The organism is Gimesia chilikensis (assembly GCF_007744075.1).
Classification (GTDB): domain Bacteria; phylum Planctomycetota; class Planctomycetia; order Planctomycetales; family Planctomycetaceae; genus Gimesia; species Gimesia chilikensis_A.
In genome coordinates, this window is the sequence record NZ_CP036266.1 from 5,771,640 (window position 1) to 5,794,971 (window position 23,332).

Here is a 23,332-nt window from a genome sequence, read left to right on the forward strand (position 1 = left end):
GCACGCTGCTGCGCTCCGTAAGTTTTTGCGTTTAACCAACTTTGTTAAGTTATCGTTATTGCAAAAAAAACCTTACGTGATACACTCCCCGGATAGAGTTTTTGCTGGAGTTTTACTTGTAGGTTTTTTGATCCTTTGAAAAACCTGTGCTGACTGTTGCCCGGAATCATATGAGGTTTTGAGGTTTTACAACAAGATTTACAACGGCTTATTAAATGGGGTTAACTCTAAGGATGAGGTTTTCTACCGTCGCTCGCTACTCGCCCGTTCGTCCTGTTCCCAAACTCATCACTCTAACCATCAGCACGCTCTTCTGCTCCGCTCCCTTGCTGGCAGCAGAAACATCAGATGCCTCGCCACCAGTGGCCGCATCTGAATCCGTCGTCATCAGCTGGCTACTTGCGATTGCAGGTGCGATCTTCGCCCTGTTTACCGCTTATCGCTTTTTCTCCTGGATGGTCGCGCAGTCCGAAGGTGACGCCCGCATGAAGACCATCGCCGAGCACGTCCGTGAAGGAGCCCGTGCTTACCTGGACCAGCAGTTCAAGGTCGTGACCCTGTTCTTTGCCGTGGTCTGTGCACTGCTGGCCTTCATGGCCTTTGGCCTCAACACTCAATCACACTGGGTCCCCTTCGCCTTTTTGACAGGGGGCTTTTTCTCTGCACTGGCAGGCTGGTTCGGAATGCGAACCGCCACACTGGCCAGTGCCCGTACTGCCCATGCGGCGAAAGAATCACTCAACAGCGGCCTGCAGGTCGCGTTCCGCAGTGGTGCAGTGATGGGACTCGTCGTTGTGGGACTCGGACTGTTGGACATCAGTCTCTGGTTTGGTGTCCTGCACTGGATCGTCAAGATGCCTCTGGCGGAGATCACCGTTACCATGCTCTGCTTTGGTATGGGAGCCTCAAGCCAGGCACTGTTTGCCCGCGTAGGTGGTGGTATCTTTACCAAAGCCGCGGACGTGGGAGCCGACCTCGTCGGTAAAGTGGAAGCAGGCATCCCCGAAGATGACCCGCGCAACCCGGCTACGATTGCTGACAACGTGGGCGACAACGTAGGCGATGTCGCCGGCATGGGGGCAGACCTCTATGAATCATACTGTGGTTCCATCCTGGCCAGTGGTGCTCTGGGTGTCGCCGCATATCACGGTTATCCCAAAATGCAGATGATGTGCCTGCTGCTGCCCATGTGTCTGGCCGCAGTCGGAATCTTTCTTTCGGTCACCGGAATCTTCATGGTAAAAACAGAGGAAGGTGCCTCTCAGAAAAACCTGTTGAAAGCACTGGCTAAGGGAATCGACACTGCCGCCTTCTGTGTGATTGTCGCCTCCCTGGGCCTGGTCTGGATCATGCTGGTAATCCCTTCGCAGTCCGCAGGAATCCCAGAAGATTCTCCACTGCTGACGGGGAACAAACTGTTTGGTGTCTTCGGCGCGATCGTCTCCGGTCTGGTTGCAGGCTGGCTGATCGGGAAATGGACCGAATATTCTACCAGTGATGAATTCAAGCCAACCCGTTTCATCGCGGATCAGTCTTCAACCGGTCCCGCGACCGTGATTATCGCCGGGATCGCCGAAGGCTTTTACAGCGTCTGGGTGCCGATTCTGGTGATTGGTGTCGCTATCATCGTCGCCTTTGGCTTGTGTACCGGCTTCGACTTCCAGAACTCGCAGGTATTCGCGATGGGCCTGTATGGCGTTGCGATCGCCGCTGTGGGGATGTTGAGCACACTAGGGGTAACACTCGCCACCGATGCCTATGGTCCGATTGCCGACAATGCCGGCGGTAACGCGGAAATGAGCGGTCAGGAACCATTCGTACGCCAGCGAACCGACGCCCTGGACAGCCTGGGGAATACGACAGCTGCTACCGGAAAAGGCTTCGCGATCGGCTCAGCCGCATTGACAGCACTGGCTCTGCTGGCCGCCTACGTGGAAGAAGTCCGCATCGGGTTTGAACGCTGGGTTGAGAACTCTGCCATCGTGCAAACGGTAACCGATGATCCTTCGAATGCGTCTGCCCTGAAGCTGAGCAAAAACTGTATCGCAATCCGTATGCCCGACAAAGACGGCAACGCTCCCAAACATAACAACATGGGTTACCTGCTGTTCCCCGCCCTGCACCAGACGCAAATTACGCCCGGGCGAACCAAAATCGAAGAAGCCGAAGTGGGATCGATTATCAACGGTCTGAATATCACAGAGCTTTTGCTCCGTAGCGACTGTGTTGAAGTCAAAAAAGCGACCGTACCCGACTTCTCCCGTTTCTATAATTTCTCGCTGCTGAACCCCAAAGTACTGGTCGGGATCTTCTTCGGCGTGATGATTGCCTTCGTCTTCTGTGCGATGACCATGAAGGCTGTCGGCCGCGCCGCGGGTGCGATGGTGGACGAAGTCCGGCGGCAATTCCGTGAAATCGCAGGGATTATGGAGAACGAAGCCGAACCGGATTACGCCGCCTGTGTCGAAATCAGTACAGCTGCGGCACAGCGTGAAATGATTCTGCCCGCTATGCTGGGCCTGCTCTCCCCGGTTGTCGTGGGTGTCCTGCTGGGAGTCCCCGGCGTGGTGGGCCTGCTGGTGGGAGCCTTGACGAGTGGGTTCGCAGTTGCCATTATGATGGCTAATGCCGGTGGTGCCTGGGATAATGCTAAGAAGTACATCGAAGCAGGCGCACATGGCGGCAAGGGAACTGATGCGCACAAAGCCACAGTAGTAGGTGATACCGTAGGTGACCCGTTCAAGGACACCAGCGGTCCCAGCCTGAATATTCTGATCAAGTTGATGAGTATGGTTTCTGTTGTCATAGCCGGTTTTATCATCCAATACGCATTAGAGCTATTTTAAGTATTTGAAACAGGCTAAAGGTCACCAAAATCAATACCGAACCTTCTCAACAATCTGATTCCGTCGAAAGCATGTCGAGTCTGGAACGTGCCTGCCTGTGCGCCCGTGTCTGCGAGCAGTTTAAAGGTCAGGACATCGTGGTCCTCGACGTCACGAAAATCACCCCGCTGTTCGACTACTTCATCATCACCAGCGCGACCAACCAGCGGCAGGCCCATGCCATTGCCGAGGAAATCCGGGTCCTGATGAAGCAGGATCATGCGAATCGCCGCAACATCGAAGGCAAGGACAGCAATTGGATCCTGGGTGACTATGGCGACGTAGTGCTGCACATCTTCACCGATGATGCCCGCGGGCTGTACGACCTCGAGCGTCTCTGGGGGGATGCCCCCCAGCTGGACTGGCAGTCGCACAAACCCGCCGATTCGCAGTAAGCCTCTCGCGGTTTCTACCAATCTGACGCTGCAGCGTGTATTCTGGGTACCAGGAGCGTACCCCCTTTGTATCGATGTTATTAAATCGGAGCGCCCCCGCTCCGAGCGGAACGAGAAACATGAATATCCTCGCCGAACTGAGAAGCCGGTTTGAACCTGTATTAACTGAATGGACCGACAATCCCTCTTCGGTCATCGACATGCTCAAGGCCTCACAGGACCCCAAATTCGGGGACTACCAGGCGAACTTCGCGATGCCACTGGCAGCCAGAATTCCCGACCTGAAACCGCGGGACCTGGCCGCGCAAATCGTCGAAAAGGTGGACCTGTCTGATTTCTGTGAACCACTGGAAATTGCCGGCCCGGGTTTTATCAATATCAAGCTCAAGCAGGACTGGCTCCAGGAACAGACAATGCAGCTGGTTCAGGACGAACGATTAGGTGTCGTGGCTGTAGAAGCCCCCCAGAAGGTCGTCGTCGACTTCTCTGCCCCGAATGTTGCCAAACCGATGCACGTCGGTCACCTGAGAAGCACTGTGATCGGCGATGCCAACTACAGGGTCCTGAAATTCCTGGGACACGATGTTGTAGGCGACAACCACATCGGAGACTGGGGTACCCAGTTCGGGATGATCATTTTTGGCTACAAGCATTTTCTGAACGAAGCCGCTTTCCAGGAAGAGCCGGTTTTCGAATTAGCTCGACTTTATCGGCTGGTCAACCAGCTGTCGGATTACCACGCTTCCAAAAACTCTCTTCCGCAGAAGGAACAGGAAATCGAGCAGCTGACGGAAAAACTGCAGACGCTCGAAGGGTCTGCAGACCAGACCGACAAAAAGGTACAGAAACAGCTTAAAAAACTCAAAGCCGAATTGGAAACCAAGCAAAAAGCCCTCAGCTCACTGCAGGAAAGCCTCAGCCAGCTGGAAGCCAATGAAGACCTGAAAAGCAAGGCGACCGCCTTTCCGGATATCGCTCGACTGGCACGAGAAGAAACCGCGAAACTCCATGCCGGTGATGCCGAGAACAACGACCTGTGGAAACAGTTTCTCCCGCAGTGCCTCGATTTAATTCAGGGAGTCTATGACCGGCTCGACATTCACTTCGATATGACGCTGGGGGAAAGTTTTTACCAGCCCATGCTGGCGGATGTCGTTGCAGACTTGAAACAAAAAGGACTCGCCACCGAGAGCCAGGGAGCAATCTGTGTCTTCATGAAAGGTAAAGAGGCACCGTTCATCGTACAGAAACAGGATGGCGCCTTTACCTACGCCACTACTGATCTGGCTACCATCAAGTATCGAGCCGAAGAGCTCAATGCTGATCGAATCCTGTATGTCGTTGATTCCCGACAGAGTGAACACTTTGAACTACTGTTTTCCACCGTCAAAGACTGGGGCTACACTGATCTGGAACTGCAGCATGTCAGCTTCGGTTCAGTCTTAGGTGAAGATGGACGTCCAATTAAAACCAGAGCGGGAGACAGTGTTGGTCTGGACAGCCTACTTAATGAAGCGATTCAGCGAGCCTATAACATTGTTTCGGAAATTGACGATGACAAACATGACGGACCAGAGCTGAGCAAAGAAGAACGCAAACAAATCGCTGAGGTGGTAGGACTTGGTGGTATTAAATACGCTGACCTGAAGCACAACAGAGAGAGCGATTACAGATTCGATTGGGACAAAATGCTGGCCAAGCAGGGTGATACGGCCACCTACATGCAGTACGCTTATGCCCGGGTGAATGGCATCTTCCGCAAGGGAGGCATCGACAGAGAAGAACTGCGGACGCATCAGCAGTCTCTCAACCTGATCGAACCTACCGAAATCGCCCTGGCGATGAAAATCAACCGGTACTCTGAGATCCTGGAAAGTGTCGCCGCGGAAGCACGGCCCAACTACCTGACCAACTACCTCTACGAACTGGCTGACCTCTTCAGTACCTTCTATGACGTCTGCCCCGTGTTAAAGGCTGACGATGAGACTGTCAGAACGAGCCGACTGCTGCTCTCCGATCTGACCGCCCGGGTCGTTCAGAATGGCCTGTCACTCCTGGGGATCAGAACCTGCGAGCGAATGTGATCTTTCGCTCTCGCATCAGGAAACAAAAAAAACGCATTCCACAATATGGAATGCGTTTTTTTATGAATATTACCCGGCAAGGGCTCGAACCTTGACTAACAGAATCAAAATCTGTTGTGCTACCATTACACTACCGGGTAATGAGTTTCTGTCAATTCAGACACAGTAGCCCAACTCAGGTTCACCGCTGGAGACCAGTAATGAACCTGGCGAACGGAGTTTATTGGATCTCCGCAAATCTGACAAGAGTTCTCTTTCAGAAAAACGGGATCTTTTTATTTCACTAGTCGTTACGCAGCTTGAGGTTCATCTCGGTCAGCTTCTCGCGAATTTCGTTCAGCGAGGTCACACCGAAGTTACGGCTGGCCAGCAGCTCGTCCGGGCTGCGACGCAGCAGCTCACCAATGGTGCCGATACCGAGACGCGACATACATTTTCGCGAACGCACGGAAAGCCCCAGATCGGAGATCGGCTTTTCGGTAACCGGGTTGTCTGCCAGTTCCGGAGGCAGGGCAGCATAGCCGCCATCCTGTCCCAGAGCCTCGTGCAGGTTCTGACCGATGTGCAGACCGAAGGAAGACAGCATCTCGCGAATTTCGTCCAGTGAGGTCTGACCGAAGTTCTTACCGGCCAGCAGATCGTTTTCGCTGACGCGTGTCAGATCACCCAGAGTGTGAATGTCCATCGCATGCAGACAGTTGCGGCTGCGGACTGAGAGTTCGAAGTCGGTGACTGGACGATCCAGCAGCTGCTTCATGCGGGCTTCGTTGCGGGCGGTCTCTTCGTCGTAGTACATGTTGTCGGCTGCTTCGATGTCCTTGAGGTACATCGCTGCCATTTCGTTGGTTGGATCCGCTTCCAGAATTCGACGGAAACAGAAGGCGGCAGCCGGGTAGTTTTCCATGTCTTCGTAGAGCAGACCCAGATTCAGGATCGCGCCCAGGTAGAACGGCGGGCTGGAGAGAGACTGCTCATACAGGCGAATCGCATCTTCGTCGTTTCCGCGTGATGCGTTTTCTCCAGCCAGACGGAAGATGGCCCGTGAATGACGGGGATCCATGTCGACGGCACGTTCGAAGTATTCAATTGCGCCATACAGGTCGCCACGATCGGACCGAATGCAACCCATCTGGAAAGAGTACTCAGCACGACCAGCGGCATCTTTAGCGATGGAAGAGAGCAGCGATTCTGCTTCATCCAGCTTGCTGACCAGACGACGGGTTTCTGCACGCCGCAGCGAGCATTCGATCGAGTCATAACCCAGCTTGGCAGCAGCTTCCAGCTGTTGATCTGCATCGTCATAACGTTTGAGAGCGATCAGCGAGACGGCATGGAAAAAAGCAGCGGTTGCGTTATCCGTGACTTTTTCCAGTTCGATTACGGCCTGCCGATGCTTACCCAGTAGATGCAGGGCGATGCCGACCCGGGCACACAGTGCCGAAGAACTTTCTCCGTCTGCAATGCGTTTGACGAGCGACTGTACTTCACTGTTGAGCTCTGAAACCTGATCAGAGCAAACAATTCTTTTCAATTGCTCGACATCCGAGTAGCCTACACTCTCAGTGCTGTTAAATACACCTTTTACGTCAATTAATTCGTCGACACTCACACTAAGTTCCTTTATTGCAGCTGGCGCGCAGATGGAAGCGTACAACGGGCTTTTTCACAGAACCTGTTGCCAAATTTCACAAATTCGAATCTTACAGTCTGACCTGGCAAACGGCAACCATCAAGGCCTGTTTAGCCCCTTATCCGGCTGTAGTTATGTACCTCAGACCTCTTCCTGACACCACAAAAGATACACAAGTTCACCAATTCTGGCAAAATCAGCGTACGAGGGCCTGATATCCCCCATCGCTGGGTGCTCCTGGCAGGTGCAGGTTCTCCTGGACGATCTGTCGTTCCGGGAATTGGGTTAACACTGTTTTCAACAACTCACCATTCTCCCGCGGGTCAAAAGAGCAGGTGGAATACACGAGCCGGCCTTCCGGCTTAAGCTGTCTGAGGGCTGTTTGCAGTAAGTCCTGCTGAATCTTCTGGAGTTCCTGGAGAGAGTGCTCATCCAGCCGCCAGCGGGCCTCAGGGCGTTTCCCCAGCACACCTGAATTCGAACAGGGAGCATCAACCAGAATGGCATCGAACTGTTCTTCAGGCAGCGTAGCCCCCCTGGTGTTGATCAACTGTGTGCGAATGCAGGTCAGCCCCAGTCGAGATGCATTCTGTTCGATTTTTTCCAGCCGGTCCGGAGAGACATCGGTGGCGACGATCGTACCCCGATTGAACATCAGCTCTGCCAGATGTGTGGTTTTCGTTCCCGGGGCTGCACACAGATCCCAGACCGTTTCGTCCGGTTGCGGACTGAGCAGGTTACCGGCCGCCATCGCCGATTCATCCTGGATGGTAAACTTACCGGCATCAAAGCCGACCAGTGACTCAAGCGGAACTGCATTTTCGAGACGAATTGATTGCGGCTCTGCTCCCGGGCTGACTGCGATTCCTGCAGACCGCAGTTCGTTCAAGAGTTCATCCCGACTGTTCTGCAGCAGATTCGTACGCAGGTAGAGGGTATTTCGCTGGTTGAACCATTGCGCGATGGATTGAACCTGCTGGCTGTCATATCGCGACAACCAGTCTGTCATCACGGATTGCGGATAGCTGAATGCCCGCGAAAAATATCCTGCCTGATCGACTTTCGGATCCGGAAACAGATCCGTTGTCAGACAGCGAAACCGCTGTGTGCTGAGCGGGACTGCATTCGCCTGAGGCTCTGTGACTTCGTCTGTGGTCAGCAGTCTGCCCACTGATCTCAGGATGGCATTCACCAGCTTCTTCCAGCGTTCCCTGCCAACCTTGCCGGCCAGTTCGACGGTTTCTGAAACAGCAGCATGATCGGGGATCTGATCGAGCATCACCAGCTGATAGACGCCGGTTCTGAGCAGTGTCCAGAGTGCCGGCTCAACCTTCTCGCGGGGGCGTGTGAGCTGGCTTTCAATCAGTGTATCCAGTGTCAACTGGCGGCGGATCACGCCAATGCTAATTTCCATTGCCAGGCGACGGTCCTGCTGCGACAGATCGATCCGTCGACTCCACTGTTGCAGGGAATCAGCGACAAACTGATCCTCCGTGCGATACGCTTCCAGCAGAAAAAAGGCGAGTTGCCGGGCGGAACGAAAATATTGCGGTAGCGCAAGCTCATCCGCCGGACGGGACTTTGATTGATCTTCCCAGACGTTTTTTTTCTTCACGACGTCTGACCACACAACCGTTCCAGGTCGTCAAAAAACCGGGGATAAGTTTTCGCAGTACAGCCGGGATCTGCAATCTGAATACCGGGCACCTTCAATCCCACCAGGGCAAAGCTCATCGCCATCCGATGGTCGTCGTAGGTCTCAATCACCGCCGGCTGAATATCACCGGGATGAATGGTCACGGAGTCATCCGTTTCTTCGACTTGAATCCCCATCCGTTTCAACTCTGTCGCGATGGCAGACAGACGGTCTGTTTCCTTATGTCGGATATGAGCTACGTTGCGGATACACGTCGGTCCCTCAGCAAACAGAGCTACTGCTGCGAGCGTCTGGGCGGTATCGCTGATTTCATTCATATCAACATCAATGCCCTTTAAGGGTTTCCCGTGGACCGTAATGCTGTTACGGTCCCGCTTGATGTTACAGCCCATGTCTTCCAGAACGCGGATGAAGTTAATATCACCCTGCAAGGCATCCTGGTTGAGCCCATCCACGGTGACTGAACCGCCTGTGATCGCAGCTGCTGCAAAAAAGTAGCTCGCGGCGGAAGCATCCGGCTCAATATCATAGGCGCCGGGTCGCTGATAAGTTTGCGGCAGGATTCTCCAGACATCATTCTGCACTCGATCGATGGTCACACCGAATTGCGCCATGACACCGAGGGTGATATCCAGATAGGGTCTCGAAACCATCTCGCCCTGAATGGTAATTGTTGTGGGTCCCAGTGCGGCTGGCGTCACCATCAACAGGGCACTCAGATACTGACTGGAGACATTACCGGCAATCGCCGTTTCTCCGCCCAACAATCCTCGGGCTTTTACCCGGACCGGCGGACAACCAGTGTCGGATTCACAGGAAACATCGACTCCCAGCTGTGCCAGGGCGTCAATCAGATCCTGAATTGGTCGCTGCCGCATGCGTGTGTTACCGTCCAGCTGAAATTCCCCCTGCCCTACCGAGCAGAGTGCGGTCAGAAAACGGATACTGGTGCCACTGTTTTCCAGCCAGAGTGACGCTTCGCTGGCGGGGATCTGGCCCCCGCAGCCTTGAACGACGACTGTGCAATTTTCCGGATCGTGATCGACGTTAATTCCCAGTCGGTTCAGGCTTTCGATCATCACCTGGGTATCGCGACTGTCCAGAACGCCGGTCAGTTCAGTCTGTCCCTCTGCCAGGGCAGCGACAATTAACGCGCGATTAGTGATGCTCTTGGAACCGGGTGGTCTGACAGTCCCGTTGAGCGGACCGGAAACTGGTTGAACCTGGTAAGTGTCGGACATGCGATAAACTATGAACTAGGAAAGGCTTCTGATACGGACGGATCAGGATCTGCGACAGACCGTCTACACCCACACAGCATACACGTTCGCTCGCCAAAGCTAAAGTGAGGGACCTGTGATCCTGCTCGGTCTCAGGTATTTTTAATCGCCTGAGAGAGCCCTTCCCAGATACTGGGATACTGCAACTCCACTCCCAGTTCTTCGCGTAACCTTTTGTTATTACAACGTTTATTAACACCAGCAGCACGTTCAGTGCTGTTAGGGCGGGTCGATTTTGACTTCACATCCGCCGCTTCTCCCGTCGCAAGCCGGGGCTGAGGTGCTTCGAGCAGTTGAGCCAGGGTTTCGTAATATTCCTGACGCGTTACGGGACGGCTGTCACTCACCAGATAATGTGAAGCGAGCTGCAAGTCTCCATCGCAGCGGAGAATTGTCTGGACGATGTCATCCAGATGAATCAGATTCAGCCAGGCATCAGGTCTGCCCGCCAGAGGTTCTCCCGCTTTGATCTGTTCCATTCGAGCCAGCAGTCTCCCGGGACCATAAATCCCTGCCAGTCTGAGAATTACAGCCCGCGCGTTTCCCTCGACAGCTGCTTCTCCGAGCAGTTTCTGCTGGGCGAACAACTGTTCTGCCTCCAGACAGATCTGCCCGTTCTCCCGCTCCGGTTTGCATGCCGAGGTCTCGTCGACCCACTCCCCCGCCGTCTGACCATAGACACTGGTACTGGAGAGATAAATGATCTGCTGTGTACGCTCTTTAATTACTGACAGGGCATGCGCGAGACCTTCGACGTAGACTTCGCGTCGAGACTGGCTCGCGGATCGATCAAAGCCCACCGCATACAACACGGTTTCCGACTCGGGGAGGCCCTGCAGCGTTTCCGGATTTGTGATCTCTCCCAAGACAGGCTGAATTCCCAGATCGGAAAACTGCTGTGCGTTTGCTTCCGAGCGCGTGAGTGCAGCCACATCGTGCCCCGCTTCCAGCCATCGACGAGCCACTTCCCGCCCTACATATCCGCAACCAATGATCAGTTTTTGCATCGATCCTGTTTTCTCTGAAATTCGGTGTGTGCCCTGCTTCAACGTTTACCGCGAATGCGGGGGGCCAGTTGAGTCGCTCCCTGCAACACGAGGGCGATCTGTACCTGAATCTGCTCGCGCAGTTCCTCTTCTGTTGAATCCGTCAGGTACTCGCTTAACTGAAACCGCTCCGGGTCTTCAATCGCTGTCTGCAGCCTGGTAAAACGGTCCGCCATTCTATGCAGTATATCCTCGAGTTCCGCCTGCGTCAGATCATAACGCTCGAGTGTGGAAGAGTCAGCCGTTCTCACCTTAGTCAGGCGGGCCAGTGTGTTCCCCTGGGTCCGATAGAGGTGGCCATCGAGATAGGCGCGCCTCAGATGTCCCTGTTCATCGAACTGATAGACAGGATCGCCGCCGAAGTAAAACGAATACTGCCCACTCCGTTTCTGTCCCCAGAAAACGGGTTCTGATTCCTGAGGTACCTGGAATTCCGCCCGGGGATAGAGGGCGATCGCTTCCCGCATCAGATCTTCGCGGTCCTGTTCGTGAAGCGCCATCAGAACCTCGTATTCCGCTCAGACACTGTGACTCCCAGACGTCTCTCAGTCGAACAGGTGGCTGACCGATTCATTGCGATGTATTCGGCGAATGGCTTCTCCCAGCAGGGGTGCAATCGAAATCGTACGTAAATTCGAAAGCTTGTCCTGATCGGGAATCGGCAGACTGTTGGTCACTACAATCTCTTTGATCGGCGCTTCGCTGAGAGACTTGATTGCCGGTCCACAGAAGACAGCATGCGAAGCACCAACGTAAATTTCTTTGGCACCATGCTCTTTAACCACATTCACGGCTCCCACAATCGAACCGGCCGTGGAGATCATATCGTCAAACAGCAGGGCGATTTTGCCTTCGATCGGACCACCGATAATATTGGCCTGCTGTGTTTCCAGGGCGTTCTTGCGGCGCTTATCCACAATCGCCAGCGTGCCCCCGATATTATTATTGTGCTGCAGTGTCCGCTTGATACTGCCTTCATCGGGGCTGACGACCACCAGATCTTTATCGGGGATATTCAGGCTGCGGAAATAGCGATCGAGAATCGGAGCTGCATACAGGTGATCCACGGGGGTATCAAAGAAACCCTGGATCTGGGCCGCATGCAGGTCCATCGCCAGGACGCGATCCGCGCCTGCTTCGTTGATCAGGTTGGCGACCAGTTTGGAGGTAATCGGAACGCGTCCCGAGTCTTTCCGGTCCTGGCGGGCATAGCCAAAGTAAGGAATGACCGCGGTGATACGCTCTGCACTCGCACGTCGACAGGCATCCATCAGGATCAACAGTTCCATCAGGTTATCATTGACCGGCGGAGAAGTGGGCTGCACGATAAAAACATCGCGTCCCCGCACATTTTGATTGAGTTTCAGGCTGATTTCCCCATCCGGGAAATTTGATAATTCGACTGAGGCCAGTCGAATGCCGAGATATTCTGCAATTTCTCCGGCCAGTTTGGGATGAGCTCGTCCACTGAGAAGTGTGAGATGGTCATACATTGAAAAAAAAGCCTGCAGTAGTGCAATACCTGGGGTAGCGGGATTCAGATCTGCGAGAGCCAGACAGTCCTGTCCGGTCCGTTTCTCTATTCACGCTTATCCAGAGAAAGAAGTCAAGCATGAGCTTTCGATTTCATGCGAAACTGCCCAAATGCCTTGCTTTGCACATTTTTTACTGGCATTAACGGCTGAGGATTCCATGGAAACCGGAGCGATTATTACGCCGTTTCCTGTTGCAGAATGTCTGCGACCTCGGCCAGCTGTTCCTGGGTATTGACGCCCAGTGCTTCCTGGATAGTGAAAGCGGTTTCTGCCAGGACCGTTTCCCCGTCCTTGAGCAGAATTTCTGCACAGTCGGTCAGATAGTATTCGGCCTGATTGTTATTCGGTCTGACCTGATTCAGAGCTTTGAATAACTGTCTGCCATCGAATGCAAAACAGCCCGTGTTGATTTCAAGAATCGCGGCTTCTTCCGGGGTCGCGTCTTTCTGTTCCACGATCCGCAGGAAACTACCATTCGTGTCGCGGACGATCCGTCCGAGGCCTTCGTTGGCTTCGGTGATCGCAGTCCCTACTACGCAGGCAGCATTCTGCTGTTGCTGAACTTCCAGCAGACGCGAGAGTGAACTCCCTTTCAACAGTGGTGTATCCCCCGCGAGTACGAGAACCGGTCCGTCATGTTCGGCCAGATTATCGGCACTCATCATCACGGCATGTCCCGTTCCTTTCTGGTCCGCCTGCAGAGCAAACTCCACATCCGGATGGTGGGACAGCGCTGCTTTGACCTCTTCCGCTTTATGCCCCACGATGACTACAATTTTTTCGCAGCCGGCAGCACGGGCGGCGTCCAGCACATAATCAATCATGGGACGCCCCAGAATCGGGTGCAGGACCTTGGGAAGTTCAGATTTCATCCGGGTACTTTTACCAGCGGCCAGGATCACAGCAGCAGGAGCGCTCACTTCAAATTCCTTTATCTATAAAAAAAGAGCGGAAAGACATCAGCCAAACCGCTCCGCGTTTCATTTTAATTCCATCACAGCCTGTTGTTCGCTGAGGCACAGATCTGAATTAGAACTGGAAGCCGAAGCGGGCCATGAAGCCGTCTTTGGTATCAAATCCACCACCGGACCCGAAGTAAGCACGACGACGGAATACACCACCAGCCTCGAGGAACATCGACATGCAGGCGCCTTCGCCTCGCAAACCGAGCATCAGAGCATAATCCTGGAATTCCACCTGGTCGCGGTTGGCGATACCGGTTCGTTCGACCTCGAACGACTCGATATCGTATTCGAAGGTTCCATACAGCCAGACGCTCTTGTCGCCGACGTTACCCAGGAAGCGACTGACGCGTGATTTGGGGAACATTGCCCGGATTTCCCAGAGATCATTCGGGGTCCAGACAACACCTGCATAAGGAATAATGTAATCACCCAACCGGTCCCAGTAAGCGGCACCGACGGCAAACATCCAGGTTTGAGAAGGACGATAGAACAGCACGACACGGGCATCAAACTGCCAGGCATGCGAGCTCAGGCTTTTGCCGAAGTCGGAAGCCAGGGCGGGCGTGAAACCGAGTTGAACACTCCAGAGACCGTTGGCCGGCGTCGATAATGCCAGGTCACTTCCAAAGCGATAGCCGGCACCAGGCAGTGAGATAAACTGAGGACCATTCCAACCCCGATAATCAAATTCGGGAGCTGCAGAAAAGATCCAGCCACTCCGCAGGGGAGTTGAATATTTCAGGTCGACATCAGTCTCGAAGACACCAAAATTACCACCATCTGCACCGCCGGGTTGCGCGTAAGTGCGAACCTTGGGAATCAGACCAAAGGTTAAACTGGAACTCCAGCCAAAACGAAACGGCTGAGGGCCATTCAATCCGGTTGTATAACCGGGCATCGGCGAACCTGCATAGGGATCGACAATACCTCCCGCGCCAGGTGTCAGGAACGGATCGTATCCCGGTCCGGGAGACGGTGCGCCGTAGAGGTTTCCGGCTCCCATATTCGGATCGAAGGGTTGTCCGTCCGGTACGGTATAGCCTCCACCTGCTGGTGGATAGCCTCCCCCTGGTGGCGGAGTTGTTCCGTAGGGAATCGATTCCTCGTAGGTGGGAGTCGGACTTTGCGCACGAATCACATCATCGAAATCCGACGCTGGTCTATAAATGGTGGTCAGTTCAGTGGCCTGAGCATTCAGACCCGCTGTGAAAACAATGGCTAGACAAAGAAGTGTAGTTTTCAATGTTCGACCTGTGAATTTGAAGGTAATTCAGGTTTCGAGCAGAAATGCTCTTTTTCTGAAGGGAGAGCCGGCCACACTGTGTTGCACAGCTCTAATGACTCGGGGGTGGTACAGTGGGGGGAGTTTTCCAGAATCGTCGAATCAGGTCAACATCAATCTGCAGACTCGCAGCAGCATACTTGAGGAAAAAAATAAATTTTTCCTCAAATTTTGAGACTTTTTTGGAATGGAAGAAAGGGCCGTTTTCAGCGAAAACTGCTGGGGCTCATGGAATTAAGCAGCATCGACGCAGTTTTTGGTTTGGAGAACATGCGTGAAGCCAGCGAGCCAAAAGGAAGCGCTTCGCATACCGGCCAGCCAGATATCACGCGGGATACTGACTGGCGGTTCGAATGACAGGGACGACTTAGCAGATCCAGTCGAATCCCCGGAGCAACGGTGTTTTCCGGATTTACTTGTGGTAACCCAGGCCGGTCACGACGGAGTGCAGTTCTTCGAAGGTGATAAACCGACGACGGTGACGCAGTTTGTACTGGTCGATAGCCTGAGCCAGTTCGTTTACGTCTTCATTTTCAGAGTTGTAGGAATTGCTGAACTGCCGACGTTCGACGCCACCATCGGGACGCTGTTCCCCACGATTCTGACGACGATCCTGAAAAGTGACAGCCTGTTGCTCGGTAACCTGGTTCATAAGATTGCTCCTCATTTTAAAACTTACCAGGTAAAACCTAGTATGGATTTCCCGGTAAGCTGCGAAATACTGTGATCTGCAACGGTTAATTCTGTGATTTGCTGCGGAAGATGCCTGCTGTTCCGATCAGAGGGATCGTGGGAGAAATGCAGCACAATCGAGTTATGCAGGATGCTGGGGAGTCAATCTCGGCCCGAAATATTCCTGTCATAAACTGGATCGGCGGTTTCTGCCGCCTTCTTTGGCTTATGCAGCATTTCTCGTTATATTACAGGTATCCGGGTCGTAGGTATTCTGCCTGTCATGCAGCAGACAACAGGAGGCGTTGCCTGCAGAAGAACCGATTCCCGATTTTTCACACTCACTAATGAAAGACAACCAAGTTATGACAACCAAAGTGGCAATTCTGGGTGGAGGCGGGATGGCGACCGCCTGTGCATCATTGCTCACAGAAAGCCCGGAGACAGCGGTCTCCATGTGGGTCCGTAAGCCGGAAGTCGCTGAAGATATCAACGTCCATCGGGAAAACCGCAGACTGCTGCCGGGAGTGAAGCTGCCTGACGCGGTGCATGTGACCTCAGACGTCGATGCAGCGGTGAAAGATGCCGATTTTCTGGTCATTGCGATTCCCACCGAATTTGTCAGACAGGCGCTGACCACCCTGAAACCGCACCTCAAAGGGGAAACGCCGGTCGTCAGTGTGATCAAGGGGATCGAGAGAGAGACTTTCTATCGTCCCAGCGAAATCATTACTGACGTGCTGGGACCGCGGCCCGTCGTGGCACTGGGAGGCCCCAGCCATGCGGAAGAAATCGCCCGTCGTCTGCCGGCCAGTGTCGTGGCTGCCAGCGGGGAACTTGATCTCGCCCGGGAGACTCAGCAGCTCTTCAGTACAGACCGCTTCCGAGTCTATACGAATCTGGACATCATCGGTGTCGAACTGGCCGGGGCACTCAAAAATGTAATCGCGATTGCAGCCGGAATCTGCGATGGGGGCAAATATGGCGACAACGCCAAGTCGGCCATTATGACACGCGGACTGGTAGAAATGACCCTGTTCGGAGCCTCTTTTGGTGCCGAACCGTCCACGTTTTCAGGTCTGGCTGGTGTTGGCGACCTGATCACAACCTGCATGAGTCCCTTTGGACGCAACCGGAGTCTGGGAGAACGGCTCGGCCGCGGCGAGACGCTGCAAGAGATTCTCAGCAGCATGGAAGCGGTCGCGGAGGGTGTCAACACGACTCGCAGCGTTTATAATCTGGCAGAACAGAGAGGGCTGGAAATGCCCATCACTACCGAGATCTATCGGGTGCTGTTTGAAGGCAAGTCACCCGAAGACGCCACCCAGACCCTGATGACACGCCCCCCACGTGAGGAATAATTAACCACCTGACATTCCAGGTAGCGCGCTAATACCTTCACCCCCTTTTGGAGTTTGTTTGATGCGATTCACACCTTTGTTGTTTCTTACCGTCTGCTGCGGTTTGTTTTTATCGACCGCAGAGACTCACGCAGAGACCTGGCCTCAGTTTCGTGGAGCCGATGGCAGCGGGGTCTCTTCCGAAACGAATCTTCCCACAAAGTGGTCGGCTCAGGAGGGTCTGCTCTGGTCTGTCGATCTCCCCGGTCGTGCGAACTCTTCTCCGGCGATCACAGCGAAACGGGTCGACCTGACAACCAAAACTCCCGATAACGGTCTCTGGATTCTCTCCTTCGACCGAAAGACCGGTCAGCAGCTGCTGAAAGTCAAAGTCGGCACCGGGGAACTCGCTGCACCGGGTCCCCGCAATCTCTGGGAACATCGTCACAATGCCGCGACACCAACCCCGATGTCTGATGAAGAAAACATCTGGGCATTCTTTGGTTCCGGGTTGCTGGTCTGCGTCGATGCCGCTTCCGGGGGAATCGTCTGGCAGAAGGATATGGTCAAAGACTACGGTGCATACGACATCACTTTCGGCATGGGTTCCACTCCCCGCCTGTGGAACAACCTGCTGATCGTCACCTGCATGACCAAAGGCCCCTCGTATGTCGTTGCTTTCGATAAAGAAACCGGGAAAGAGGTCTGGAAAGCCAACCGCAAACTTCCTGCAGAGAAAGACGGTGCAGACGCTTACTCGACACCGACCATTTTTCAGCGAGGTGATCAGACGGAACTGCTGGTTTCCGGTTCCGATCATGTGAATGCCTATGATCCCGCGACGGGCAAACAACTGTGGATTGCCGGCGGCCTGGATATTCCGAGCCCCTTCGGCCGAATCATCGCGGCACCGGTTGCGAACAAAGAGATGATCATCGCTACTTCCGGGAACCCCGGTGGAGGCGGATTGGGTTACATCAAAGCCTTCAAGCAGGGTGGCACCGGCGACATCAGCAAGTCGGGCCTGATCTGGAAGTTTGATACAGCTACCCCCGATGCATCCACGCCCCTGATCATGAATGACAAACTTTATATGGTCAGCCAGAATGGTGTGGCGACCTGCCTGAACCTCAGCGATGGGGAACCCGTCTGGAAAAAGCGGGTGAACGGTCAGTACTTCTCGGCTCTGGTTGGTGGAGACAACAAGGTCTACTTCCTGAGCATTGAAGGATTGTGCACGGTCATCGATGCTAAGACGGGAGAGGTGATTGCCGAGAACCAGTTGCCCGGCACTTTCTATTCAACTCCCGCCATCAGTGACGGAATCATTTACCTGCGTTCATTCGATAAGCTGTACGCCATCAAAGGTAAATAAATCTTTTCAGCAGTACGCAAAACAGCCCTCCCGGCGTGATCCGCCTGGAGGGCTGTTTTCTTTTGGTCTGCGCATTACCGCTGCCGCGTCACCGCGAGTTACCTGAGATCAGGCACGCCCCGCCAGTTCCGGAATCGCCTGGCCATGCATGACGATCGGCGTAGGACGACCGGAGAAATCGGGCAGGAAGGTATTTGCATAATCAATACCGAGGTGTGAATAGATGGTCGCCAGGAAATCGTGAGGTCCGACGGCGCGGGCAATTGGTCCTTCCCCTTTGGCATCTGTGGCACCAATGATCTGGCCAGTCTGAATGTTTCCGCCGGCAAAGAGCATCGAATTCGCGTTGGGCCAGTGATCGCGACCGGGTTGTGTCGTGCCGGCACTGCCGCTGCCGATGCCGCCCCCGGTACTTTTCGAGTAGGAGATGCGCGGGGTTCGTCCGAATTCTCCGCCGACAATTACGAGTACCCGTTTATCGAGTCCACGAGCATAGATGTCTTCAATCAGAGCGGTTACAGCCTGGTCGAAGAATGGTGCCCGGTATTTAATTGCATCGAACACGTGGTGATTGACCGCATGGTCGTCCCAGTTGGAAACGCGTCCGCACAGAGGCCCGGAAAGCTCGGTTGTGATAATTTCCACACCCGCTTCCACCAGGCGACGGGCCATCAGACACTGTTGTCCCCATTGATGCATTCCGTATCGGTCACGAATGTGTTGAGGTTCCTGTGTCAGATCGAATGCCTGGGCCGCCTGTTTGCTGGTCAGCAGGTTCGTTGCCTGGGCTTCGAACTGATCCATGGCCTGCATGGCTCCTTCCAGGTCGAGGTCTCGACGCAGCTGGTCAAACTGTTGTCGCAGACTGATTCGCTTCGCCAGTCGTTCGGACTGCTGGGCATCTGACAGACCAATGTTGGGAACCTTGAATTCAGGTTTGCTGGGATCCCCTTGAATCTGGAACGGGCCGGCTCCAGGTCCCAGGTAGGTGGGGCCGGCAATCTGGAAGCTGTCGTAGTTTGTTATCGCATTCACGCCCACATAGTTGGGCAGTACTTTATTCGGATCCCGGCGGAGAAAGTTGGCGACCGACATCCAGTCGGGCAGCTTGGGTTTGCGTTTATCGACGCGATCGGGATCGCCTCCCAGAACCTGCAATGACCCAGCGGGATGACCGCCGCCTGTATGGGTAATAGACCGCAGCACGGTGAATTTGTCGGAGATTTGTGCACAACGGGGGAGCAGTTCGCTCAGATACAGGCCTTCGGTTTTTGTCGCGATCGGCGAATAGGGACCACGATAATCGGAGGGGGCTTCCGGCTTGGGATCGAATGTATCCAGATGACTCACACCACCGCGGCACCAGACCAGAATGATGGCAGTTCGTTCTTTATTACCGGCTGGTGCTGCTGCACTGGCTGCCTGAGCCGCCTGTAACTGGTAGAGTGCCGGTAACGACAGGCCTCCCAGCCCCAGCTTGAGAAACTCACGTCGTGAACCTGTTTCGGCCTGATTTAGCGACGATTTCTGCTTCATTCCCGATACCATTAAAATGGAGTCTGATCTACTTGTGAGGTGGAGCACACCCCTCAAATCAGAGATCTGTTATGAGTAGTATACCACGGCCCCTCCCGAAATGTCTAACTATTCAGATATCGGCTGTTGAAACGCGGTTTCTAAAACAGGACAAAGTCCCCCGATTCAGAAGTTGTTATGAGGGAAAAAATAAGCCGCGTCAGCAATCTGACGCGGCGTTTCTTGAGGGGACAATGCTTCTAGAGCTTATCCGCCATTCCTTTCGCGATTTTTTTGGTTGCAGCCGGCGAGGAGGCCGCTTCCAGTTTTTCCAGGTCGGAAAGCAGTTGATCTGCCTTGGCAGAATCCGTTTTTTTCAACTCTTCCAGTGTTTCCCGGAAGCCCATGGCTGCACTTCCCATTTCTCCGGACTGGGCAATGGACTCCAGTGAAGCTTTCATGTCATCGGTGGAGGTGACATTGTTCCTCTCGGTCGCAGCGTTCTCTGCATCTCCGCCGCCCCCTCCTCCACAGCCGGTACAGATCACAGCCAGTAAAATTAACAGGACAGAAAGCGTTTTCATGATCGATTCCTTTAGCGCGTATCAATTCGAAATGTGATGTCTATCAGAGTGCTCTTCCAAGCAGGCATGCGGAGCAGAAGAGCGGTCAGGAAATGAAAAGAGAGCGAAACTCGACAGGGTGAGAATCGCTCTCTTGTAGTAACTCATCAACTCAGTTGAATGGGCTTACCATTCACCAATTGTCTCGCCACCGATGGCGGAACCGAGATGTTGCCAGACGTTGATGTCAATGTTATTGCTGGCAAAGCGGACGGAACCATCGGCCAGCAGCACATGCGCGCCACCGGTGTGGCGACTGCGAGCCGACCAGACTCCGGCTGAATCGTACCAGCCACAACCACTACAGGGGTGGGCATCCGGATTCGGCGAGTTTGGTGGGTTCAGCGTATTGAAGACAGTCTGTCCCCCAACGCCATTCATCCATTCACGGTTAACGTGACTGTGAGTGTTGCTGGTCCCGGTCAGAGCCTGGGTCCCGTAAGCATCCAGTGCCGCTTTGGTGGCATAAGAATCAGCAAAGCCACTGGGAAACGCCTGCGCACGAACGAGGTCTGTGTGCAGATCAAATTTTCCACTGTTGTTGTCACCCACGGTACGTTCGCCGGCAGCGATCGTGTTGGATGTACCATCCAGAATATCGCTGATGCGAGTTGGCTTGCTGAAGTTAAACACACCAACCTGATGTGCGACACCAACACGCCACCACTTGGAAGGACCGGCACTCACACAGTAGTTGTTCCCTGGATCGCCACCAGCCCACTTGAGGTCTGAAGGACACAGGAAGGCAGGAATCCGTGTGTTCTGCACTGTAGTGTTAGGAGCTTCATCGTAGCGGAGGCTCCAGTTGATTTGGTTATAGATATTAGCCTGGTCCATGTAAGGCAGCATCAGTGCCTGAGCACTCATCGCACGCCAGGCACACCCACCCGTACAGGAATCGCGAACGGAAGGTGCATTTGCAATCGGAAACATACCATGAGCATCATGGTAATTGTGCATGGCCAACCCGAGCTGCTTCAGGTTGTTCTTACATGTAGATCGGCGGGCTGCTTCACGTGCCTGCTGTACTGCGGGTAGCAGCAGTGCAATCAGAATTGCAATAATGGCAATCACCACCAGCAACTCAATGAGTGTAAAACCTCGACGCCACGCTAAGCGCTTCATAATACTCTCCCTCTTTATTCACCAAAAGATAATAAAATGATAACTCGCAGATGATGGAACTCTTCTTCAAAACTCGGCCCCACTACTGCATTTACTTCACCAATTCGAGCACATCTCTATCATAGCAGTAAAAATGAGTTTATATCAAACCGTTTTCACTGGTTTGAGACATCAATTGACGAATAGATACTTAACTACTCTATCAAATTGTACATTTGATTTAAGGAGGTGATACTTTGCACTTCGTCTACCTTGCCCGATGGCCAGTAGACTGTGACACCCTGTAACTCCGCTCCCTCAGGGAGTCCTGCATGCACCGTGTAAGCACTTTGAGAGAGATAACTTCCTCCCCCTGTCACATACCGGAATATCTCTCCCTGTGTCGTATGAAAGACGACTGTCGTTCCAATCGCATTTCGATTGGTTTTAGTGCCGATCAAACGAATTTGAACCCAACTTCCTTTCGATTCAGAGCAGTTTTTCAGTATCGCGGCTCGTTCATTGCAATTAGCAAACACCACATCGAGATCACCATCGTTGTCGAGGTCACCGGTGGCCAACCCGCGACCATAGTGTTGTTGTCCCAGATAGGCTGATTTCGGAAACGATAAGCTATGAAATTTTGCCTGTTGATTCTCTAGCAACAGAGGTAACTGGCGCACGGTAGCATGCTGGGGAAAATGGATGGCGTGGCCGTTGGAAACCACGATGTCTTCATCACCGTCGGAATCAAAATCACCGAACCGGGTACCGAATCCGACAAACAGATTTCCAATTGAATTCACACCCGTTTCCCGGCTGGCATACAGGAACTGCCCTGCCCCGATGTTTTTATACAGCGCAAATGCTTCCGACTCATAGTTCGCCACCCAGAGATCGGGTTTTCCGTCGCCGTTGTAATCTCCCAGATCGACGCCCATACTCCCATTCGCGACCGCCTGATCATCTACGGCCACGCCCCGGCTCAATGCCGACTCCTCAAGTTTTCCCTCTCCGTCATTGAGATAGAGGAAGTTATCGGTGGTATCGTTGCCAACATAAATGTCGGTATCCTGATCGAGATCGACATCCCCCAGGATCACTCCCAGCCCTTTGCCTTTGGGTACCAGCGCCGCTTCCCGACTGGCATCGCGGAACGTGCCGTCACCGTTGCTGTAGAACACAATATCGTCCACCCCGTTAAACCGTCGCGGAGGACAGACATCGCGCGTTCCGGAGGATGACGCGCACGAGGGATGATTTTCAATTGACCAGTCGACGTAATGCGCCACGTACAAATCAACGGCCCCATCACCATTGAGATCTCCCCAACCTGCAGAGGAACTCCAGTGGGGATCGATTAAGCCTGACTCTTGCGATACTTCCTCAAATGTTCCATCTCCGAGATTATGCCAGCACAAGATTCCGCCGTATCCGGTCACAACCAGATCCGGAAAACCATCATTGTCGAAATCTGCGACCGTACAGCCATGTGAGTAATACGGGCTGGCACCAATACCGGCAGGAGTGGTCTGGTTCTGATACGTCCCGTCTGCAAGCTGTCGGTAGAGCACGGAAGGCAACCCTTGCGGCGGCTGATCTTTGAAAAGTGTTCCCCCTCCCGGAAAGAACAGATCGAGACGGCCATCCAGATCATAGTCCCAGAGGGCAACTCCGCCTCCGATAGATTCCAGAATCGACAGGTTCCCGGATTCTTCATCGTTGCGGTACTTAAAGTCGACGCCCGTCTGATCTGTGATTTCTTCAAAGCAAATTGACGATGCAACAGGCGCAGAAGATTCCTGCTCGGTGGATACTGTCTCGACCGTTTGCTCTGAAGTACAACTACTCAGAAGCAGGCAGAGCGGAACAATGAACAAACGAAGCTGCTGAATGGGAACACCTCGTAAAGACAACTGATAATGCTGGATAGAGGATAAATCT

The 23,332-nt window shown here is 53.7% G+C and carries 18 protein-coding genes and 1 tRNA gene; 5 read left to right on the forward strand and 14 right to left on the reverse strand.

What is annotated here, in order from left to right; all coding sequences use genetic code 11:
• Positions 1–233 precede the first annotated feature (233 nt).
• From HG66A1_RS21815 to argS, 3 genes are all read left to right on the forward strand, one after another.
• A complete protein-coding gene (locus HG66A1_RS21815; protein WP_232102000.1) occupies positions 234–2,846 on the forward strand; it encodes a sodium-translocating pyrophosphatase in 2,613 nt (870 codons plus the stop codon).
• A gap of 71 nt (positions 2,847–2,917) precedes the next feature.
• Positions 2,918–3,280 (forward strand): ribosome silencing factor, encoded by a 363-nt coding sequence (rsfS, locus tag HG66A1_RS21820; protein WP_232106638.1) that lies wholly within the window; start codon positions 2,918–2,920, stop codon positions 3,278–3,280.
• Positions 3,281–3,399: 119 nt separating this feature from the next.
• The gene (gene argS / locus HG66A1_RS21825) at positions 3,400–5,364 is read left to right on the forward strand and encodes an arginine--tRNA ligase (RefSeq protein WP_145188978.1); all 1,965 of its coding nucleotides are present in this window, start codon (positions 3,400–3,402) and stop codon (positions 5,362–5,364) included.
• A 69-nt stretch (positions 5,365–5,433) separates the two neighbouring features.
• On the opposite strand, the gene HG66A1_RS21830 is transcribed toward argS, so the two are convergent.
• From HG66A1_RS21830 to HG66A1_RS21875, 10 genes are all read right to left on the reverse strand, one after another.
• Positions 5,434–5,504, reverse strand: a tRNA-Gln gene (locus HG66A1_RS21830).
• 143 nt (positions 5,505–5,647) lie between these two features.
• Positions 5,648–6,973, reverse strand: a complete 1,326-nt coding sequence (locus tag HG66A1_RS21835) for a DNA-directed RNA polymerase subunit alpha C-terminal domain-containing protein (protein ID WP_232102002.1) — start codon at positions 6,971–6,973, stop codon at positions 5,648–5,650.
• 217 nt (positions 6,974–7,190) lie between these two features.
• Complete coding sequence (gene rsmB / locus HG66A1_RS21840) at positions 7,191–8,624, reverse strand: 16S rRNA (cytosine(967)-C(5))-methyltransferase RsmB (protein ID WP_145188981.1); 1,434 nt, start codon at positions 8,622–8,624, stop codon at positions 7,191–7,193.
• Positions 8,606–9,892, reverse strand: coding sequence for a 3-phosphoshikimate 1-carboxyvinyltransferase (aroA, locus tag HG66A1_RS21845; protein ID WP_145188983.1), 1,287 nt, complete (start codon positions 9,890–9,892; stop codon positions 8,606–8,608). Before aroA ends, rsmB begins: the two co-directional genes overlap by 19 nt.
• A gap of 131 nt (positions 9,893–10,023) precedes the next feature.
• Positions 10,024–10,938 (reverse strand): SDR family oxidoreductase, encoded by a 915-nt coding sequence (locus HG66A1_RS21850; protein WP_145188986.1) that lies wholly within the window; start codon positions 10,936–10,938, stop codon positions 10,024–10,026.
• A 38-nt stretch (positions 10,939–10,976) separates the two neighbouring features.
• The gene (locus HG66A1_RS21855; RefSeq protein WP_145188989.1) at positions 10,977–11,477 is read right to left on the reverse strand and encodes a hypothetical protein; all 501 of its coding nucleotides are present in this window, start codon (positions 11,475–11,477) and stop codon (positions 10,977–10,979) included.
• Positions 11,478–11,522: 45 nt separating this feature from the next.
• On the reverse strand, positions 11,523–12,470 hold the full coding sequence (locus HG66A1_RS21860) for a ribose-phosphate diphosphokinase (RefSeq protein ID WP_145042428.1): 948 nt from the start codon (positions 12,468–12,470) through the stop codon (positions 11,523–11,525).
• 218 nt (positions 12,471–12,688) lie between these two features.
• Positions 12,689–13,432, reverse strand: a complete 744-nt coding sequence (locus HG66A1_RS21865; protein WP_145188992.1) for an NTP transferase domain-containing protein — start codon at positions 13,430–13,432, stop codon at positions 12,689–12,691.
• Positions 13,433–13,541: 109 nt separating this feature from the next.
• Entirely contained in the window at positions 13,542–14,615 is a 1,074-nt protein-coding gene (locus HG66A1_RS21870) for a hypothetical protein (protein WP_145188995.1), read from the reverse strand.
• A 556-nt stretch (positions 14,616–15,171) separates the two neighbouring features.
• On the reverse strand, positions 15,172–15,411 hold the full coding sequence (locus tag HG66A1_RS21875) for a hypothetical protein (protein WP_145188998.1): 240 nt from the start codon (positions 15,409–15,411) through the stop codon (positions 15,172–15,174).
• Positions 15,412–15,796: 385 nt separating this feature from the next.
• Between HG66A1_RS21875 and HG66A1_RS21880 the strand changes: the two genes are divergently transcribed.
• Together HG66A1_RS21880 and HG66A1_RS21885 are read left to right on the forward strand one after the other, a co-directional pair.
• Complete coding sequence (locus HG66A1_RS21880; RefSeq protein ID WP_187781921.1) at positions 15,797–16,792, forward strand: NAD(P)H-dependent glycerol-3-phosphate dehydrogenase; 996 nt, start codon at positions 15,797–15,799, stop codon at positions 16,790–16,792.
• A gap of 61 nt (positions 16,793–16,853) precedes the next feature.
• The gene (locus HG66A1_RS21885; RefSeq protein WP_145189001.1) at positions 16,854–18,146 is read left to right on the forward strand and encodes a PQQ-binding-like beta-propeller repeat protein; all 1,293 of its coding nucleotides are present in this window, start codon (positions 16,854–16,856) and stop codon (positions 18,144–18,146) included.
• 108 nt (positions 18,147–18,254) lie between these two features.
• Here HG66A1_RS21885 and HG66A1_RS21890 read toward each other — a convergent pair whose 3' ends face one another.
• From HG66A1_RS21890 to HG66A1_RS21905, 4 genes are all read right to left on the reverse strand, one after another.
• The gene (locus HG66A1_RS21890) at positions 18,255–19,682 is read right to left on the reverse strand and encodes a DUF1501 domain-containing protein (protein WP_145189004.1); all 1,428 of its coding nucleotides are present in this window, start codon (positions 19,680–19,682) and stop codon (positions 18,255–18,257) included.
• A 239-nt stretch (positions 19,683–19,921) separates the two neighbouring features.
• On the reverse strand, positions 19,922–20,245 hold the full coding sequence (locus HG66A1_RS21895) for a hypothetical protein (RefSeq protein ID WP_145189007.1): 324 nt from the start codon (positions 20,243–20,245) through the stop codon (positions 19,922–19,924).
• 165 nt (positions 20,246–20,410) lie between these two features.
• Complete coding sequence (locus HG66A1_RS21900; RefSeq protein WP_145189010.1) at positions 20,411–21,409, reverse strand: DUF1559 domain-containing protein; 999 nt, start codon at positions 21,407–21,409, stop codon at positions 20,411–20,413.
• Between the two features lie 194 nt (positions 21,410–21,603).
• A complete protein-coding gene (locus tag HG66A1_RS21905) occupies positions 21,604–23,304 on the reverse strand; it encodes a CRTAC1 family protein (protein WP_145189013.1) in 1,701 nt (566 codons plus the stop codon).
• Positions 23,305–23,332: the final 28 nt, after the last annotated feature.

What these genes read in the sequence shown, in the direction of transcription:
- HG66A1_RS21860 (WP_145042428.1), bottom strand. Translation starts at nt 12,470, where the DNA reads ATGTATGACCATCTCACACTTCTCAGTGGACGAGCTCATCCCAAACTG.
- HG66A1_RS21875 (WP_145188998.1), bottom strand. Translation starts at nt 15,411, where the DNA reads ATGAACCAGGTTACCGAGCAACAGGCTGTCACTTTTCAGGATCGTCGT.
- argS (WP_145188978.1), top strand. Translation starts at nt 3,400, where the DNA reads ATGAATATCCTCGCCGAACTGAGAAGCCGGTTTGAACCTGTATTAACT.
- HG66A1_RS21900 (WP_145189010.1), bottom strand. Translation starts at nt 21,409, where the DNA reads ATGAAGCGCTTAGCGTGGCGTCGAGGTTTTACACTCATTGAGTTGCTG.
- HG66A1_RS21815 (WP_232102000.1), top strand. Translation starts at nt 234, where the DNA reads ATGAGGTTTTCTACCGTCGCTCGCTACTCGCCCGTTCGTCCTGTTCCC.
- HG66A1_RS21880 (WP_187781921.1), top strand. Translation starts at nt 15,797, where the DNA reads ATGACAACCAAAGTGGCAATTCTGGGTGGAGGCGGGATGGCGACCGCC.
- HG66A1_RS21890 (WP_145189004.1), bottom strand. Translation starts at nt 19,682, where the DNA reads ATGAAGCAGAAATCGTCGCTAAATCAGGCCGAAACAGGTTCACGACGT.
- HG66A1_RS21850 (WP_145188986.1), bottom strand. Translation starts at nt 10,938, where the DNA reads ATGCAAAAACTGATCATTGGTTGCGGATATGTAGGGCGGGAAGTGGCT.
- HG66A1_RS21855 (WP_145188989.1), bottom strand. Translation starts at nt 11,477, where the DNA reads ATGGCGCTTCACGAACAGGACCGCGAAGATCTGATGCGGGAAGCGATC.
- rsfS (WP_232106638.1), top strand. Translation starts at nt 2,918, where the DNA reads ATGTCGAGTCTGGAACGTGCCTGCCTGTGCGCCCGTGTCTGCGAGCAG.
- HG66A1_RS21895 (WP_145189007.1), bottom strand. Translation starts at nt 20,245, where the DNA reads ATGAAAACGCTTTCTGTCCTGTTAATTTTACTGGCTGTGATCTGTACC.
- aroA (WP_145188983.1), bottom strand. Translation starts at nt 9,892, where the DNA reads ATGTCCGACACTTACCAGGTTCAACCAGTTTCCGGTCCGCTCAACGGG.
- HG66A1_RS21885 (WP_145189001.1), top strand. Translation starts at nt 16,854, where the DNA reads ATGCGATTCACACCTTTGTTGTTTCTTACCGTCTGCTGCGGTTTGTTT.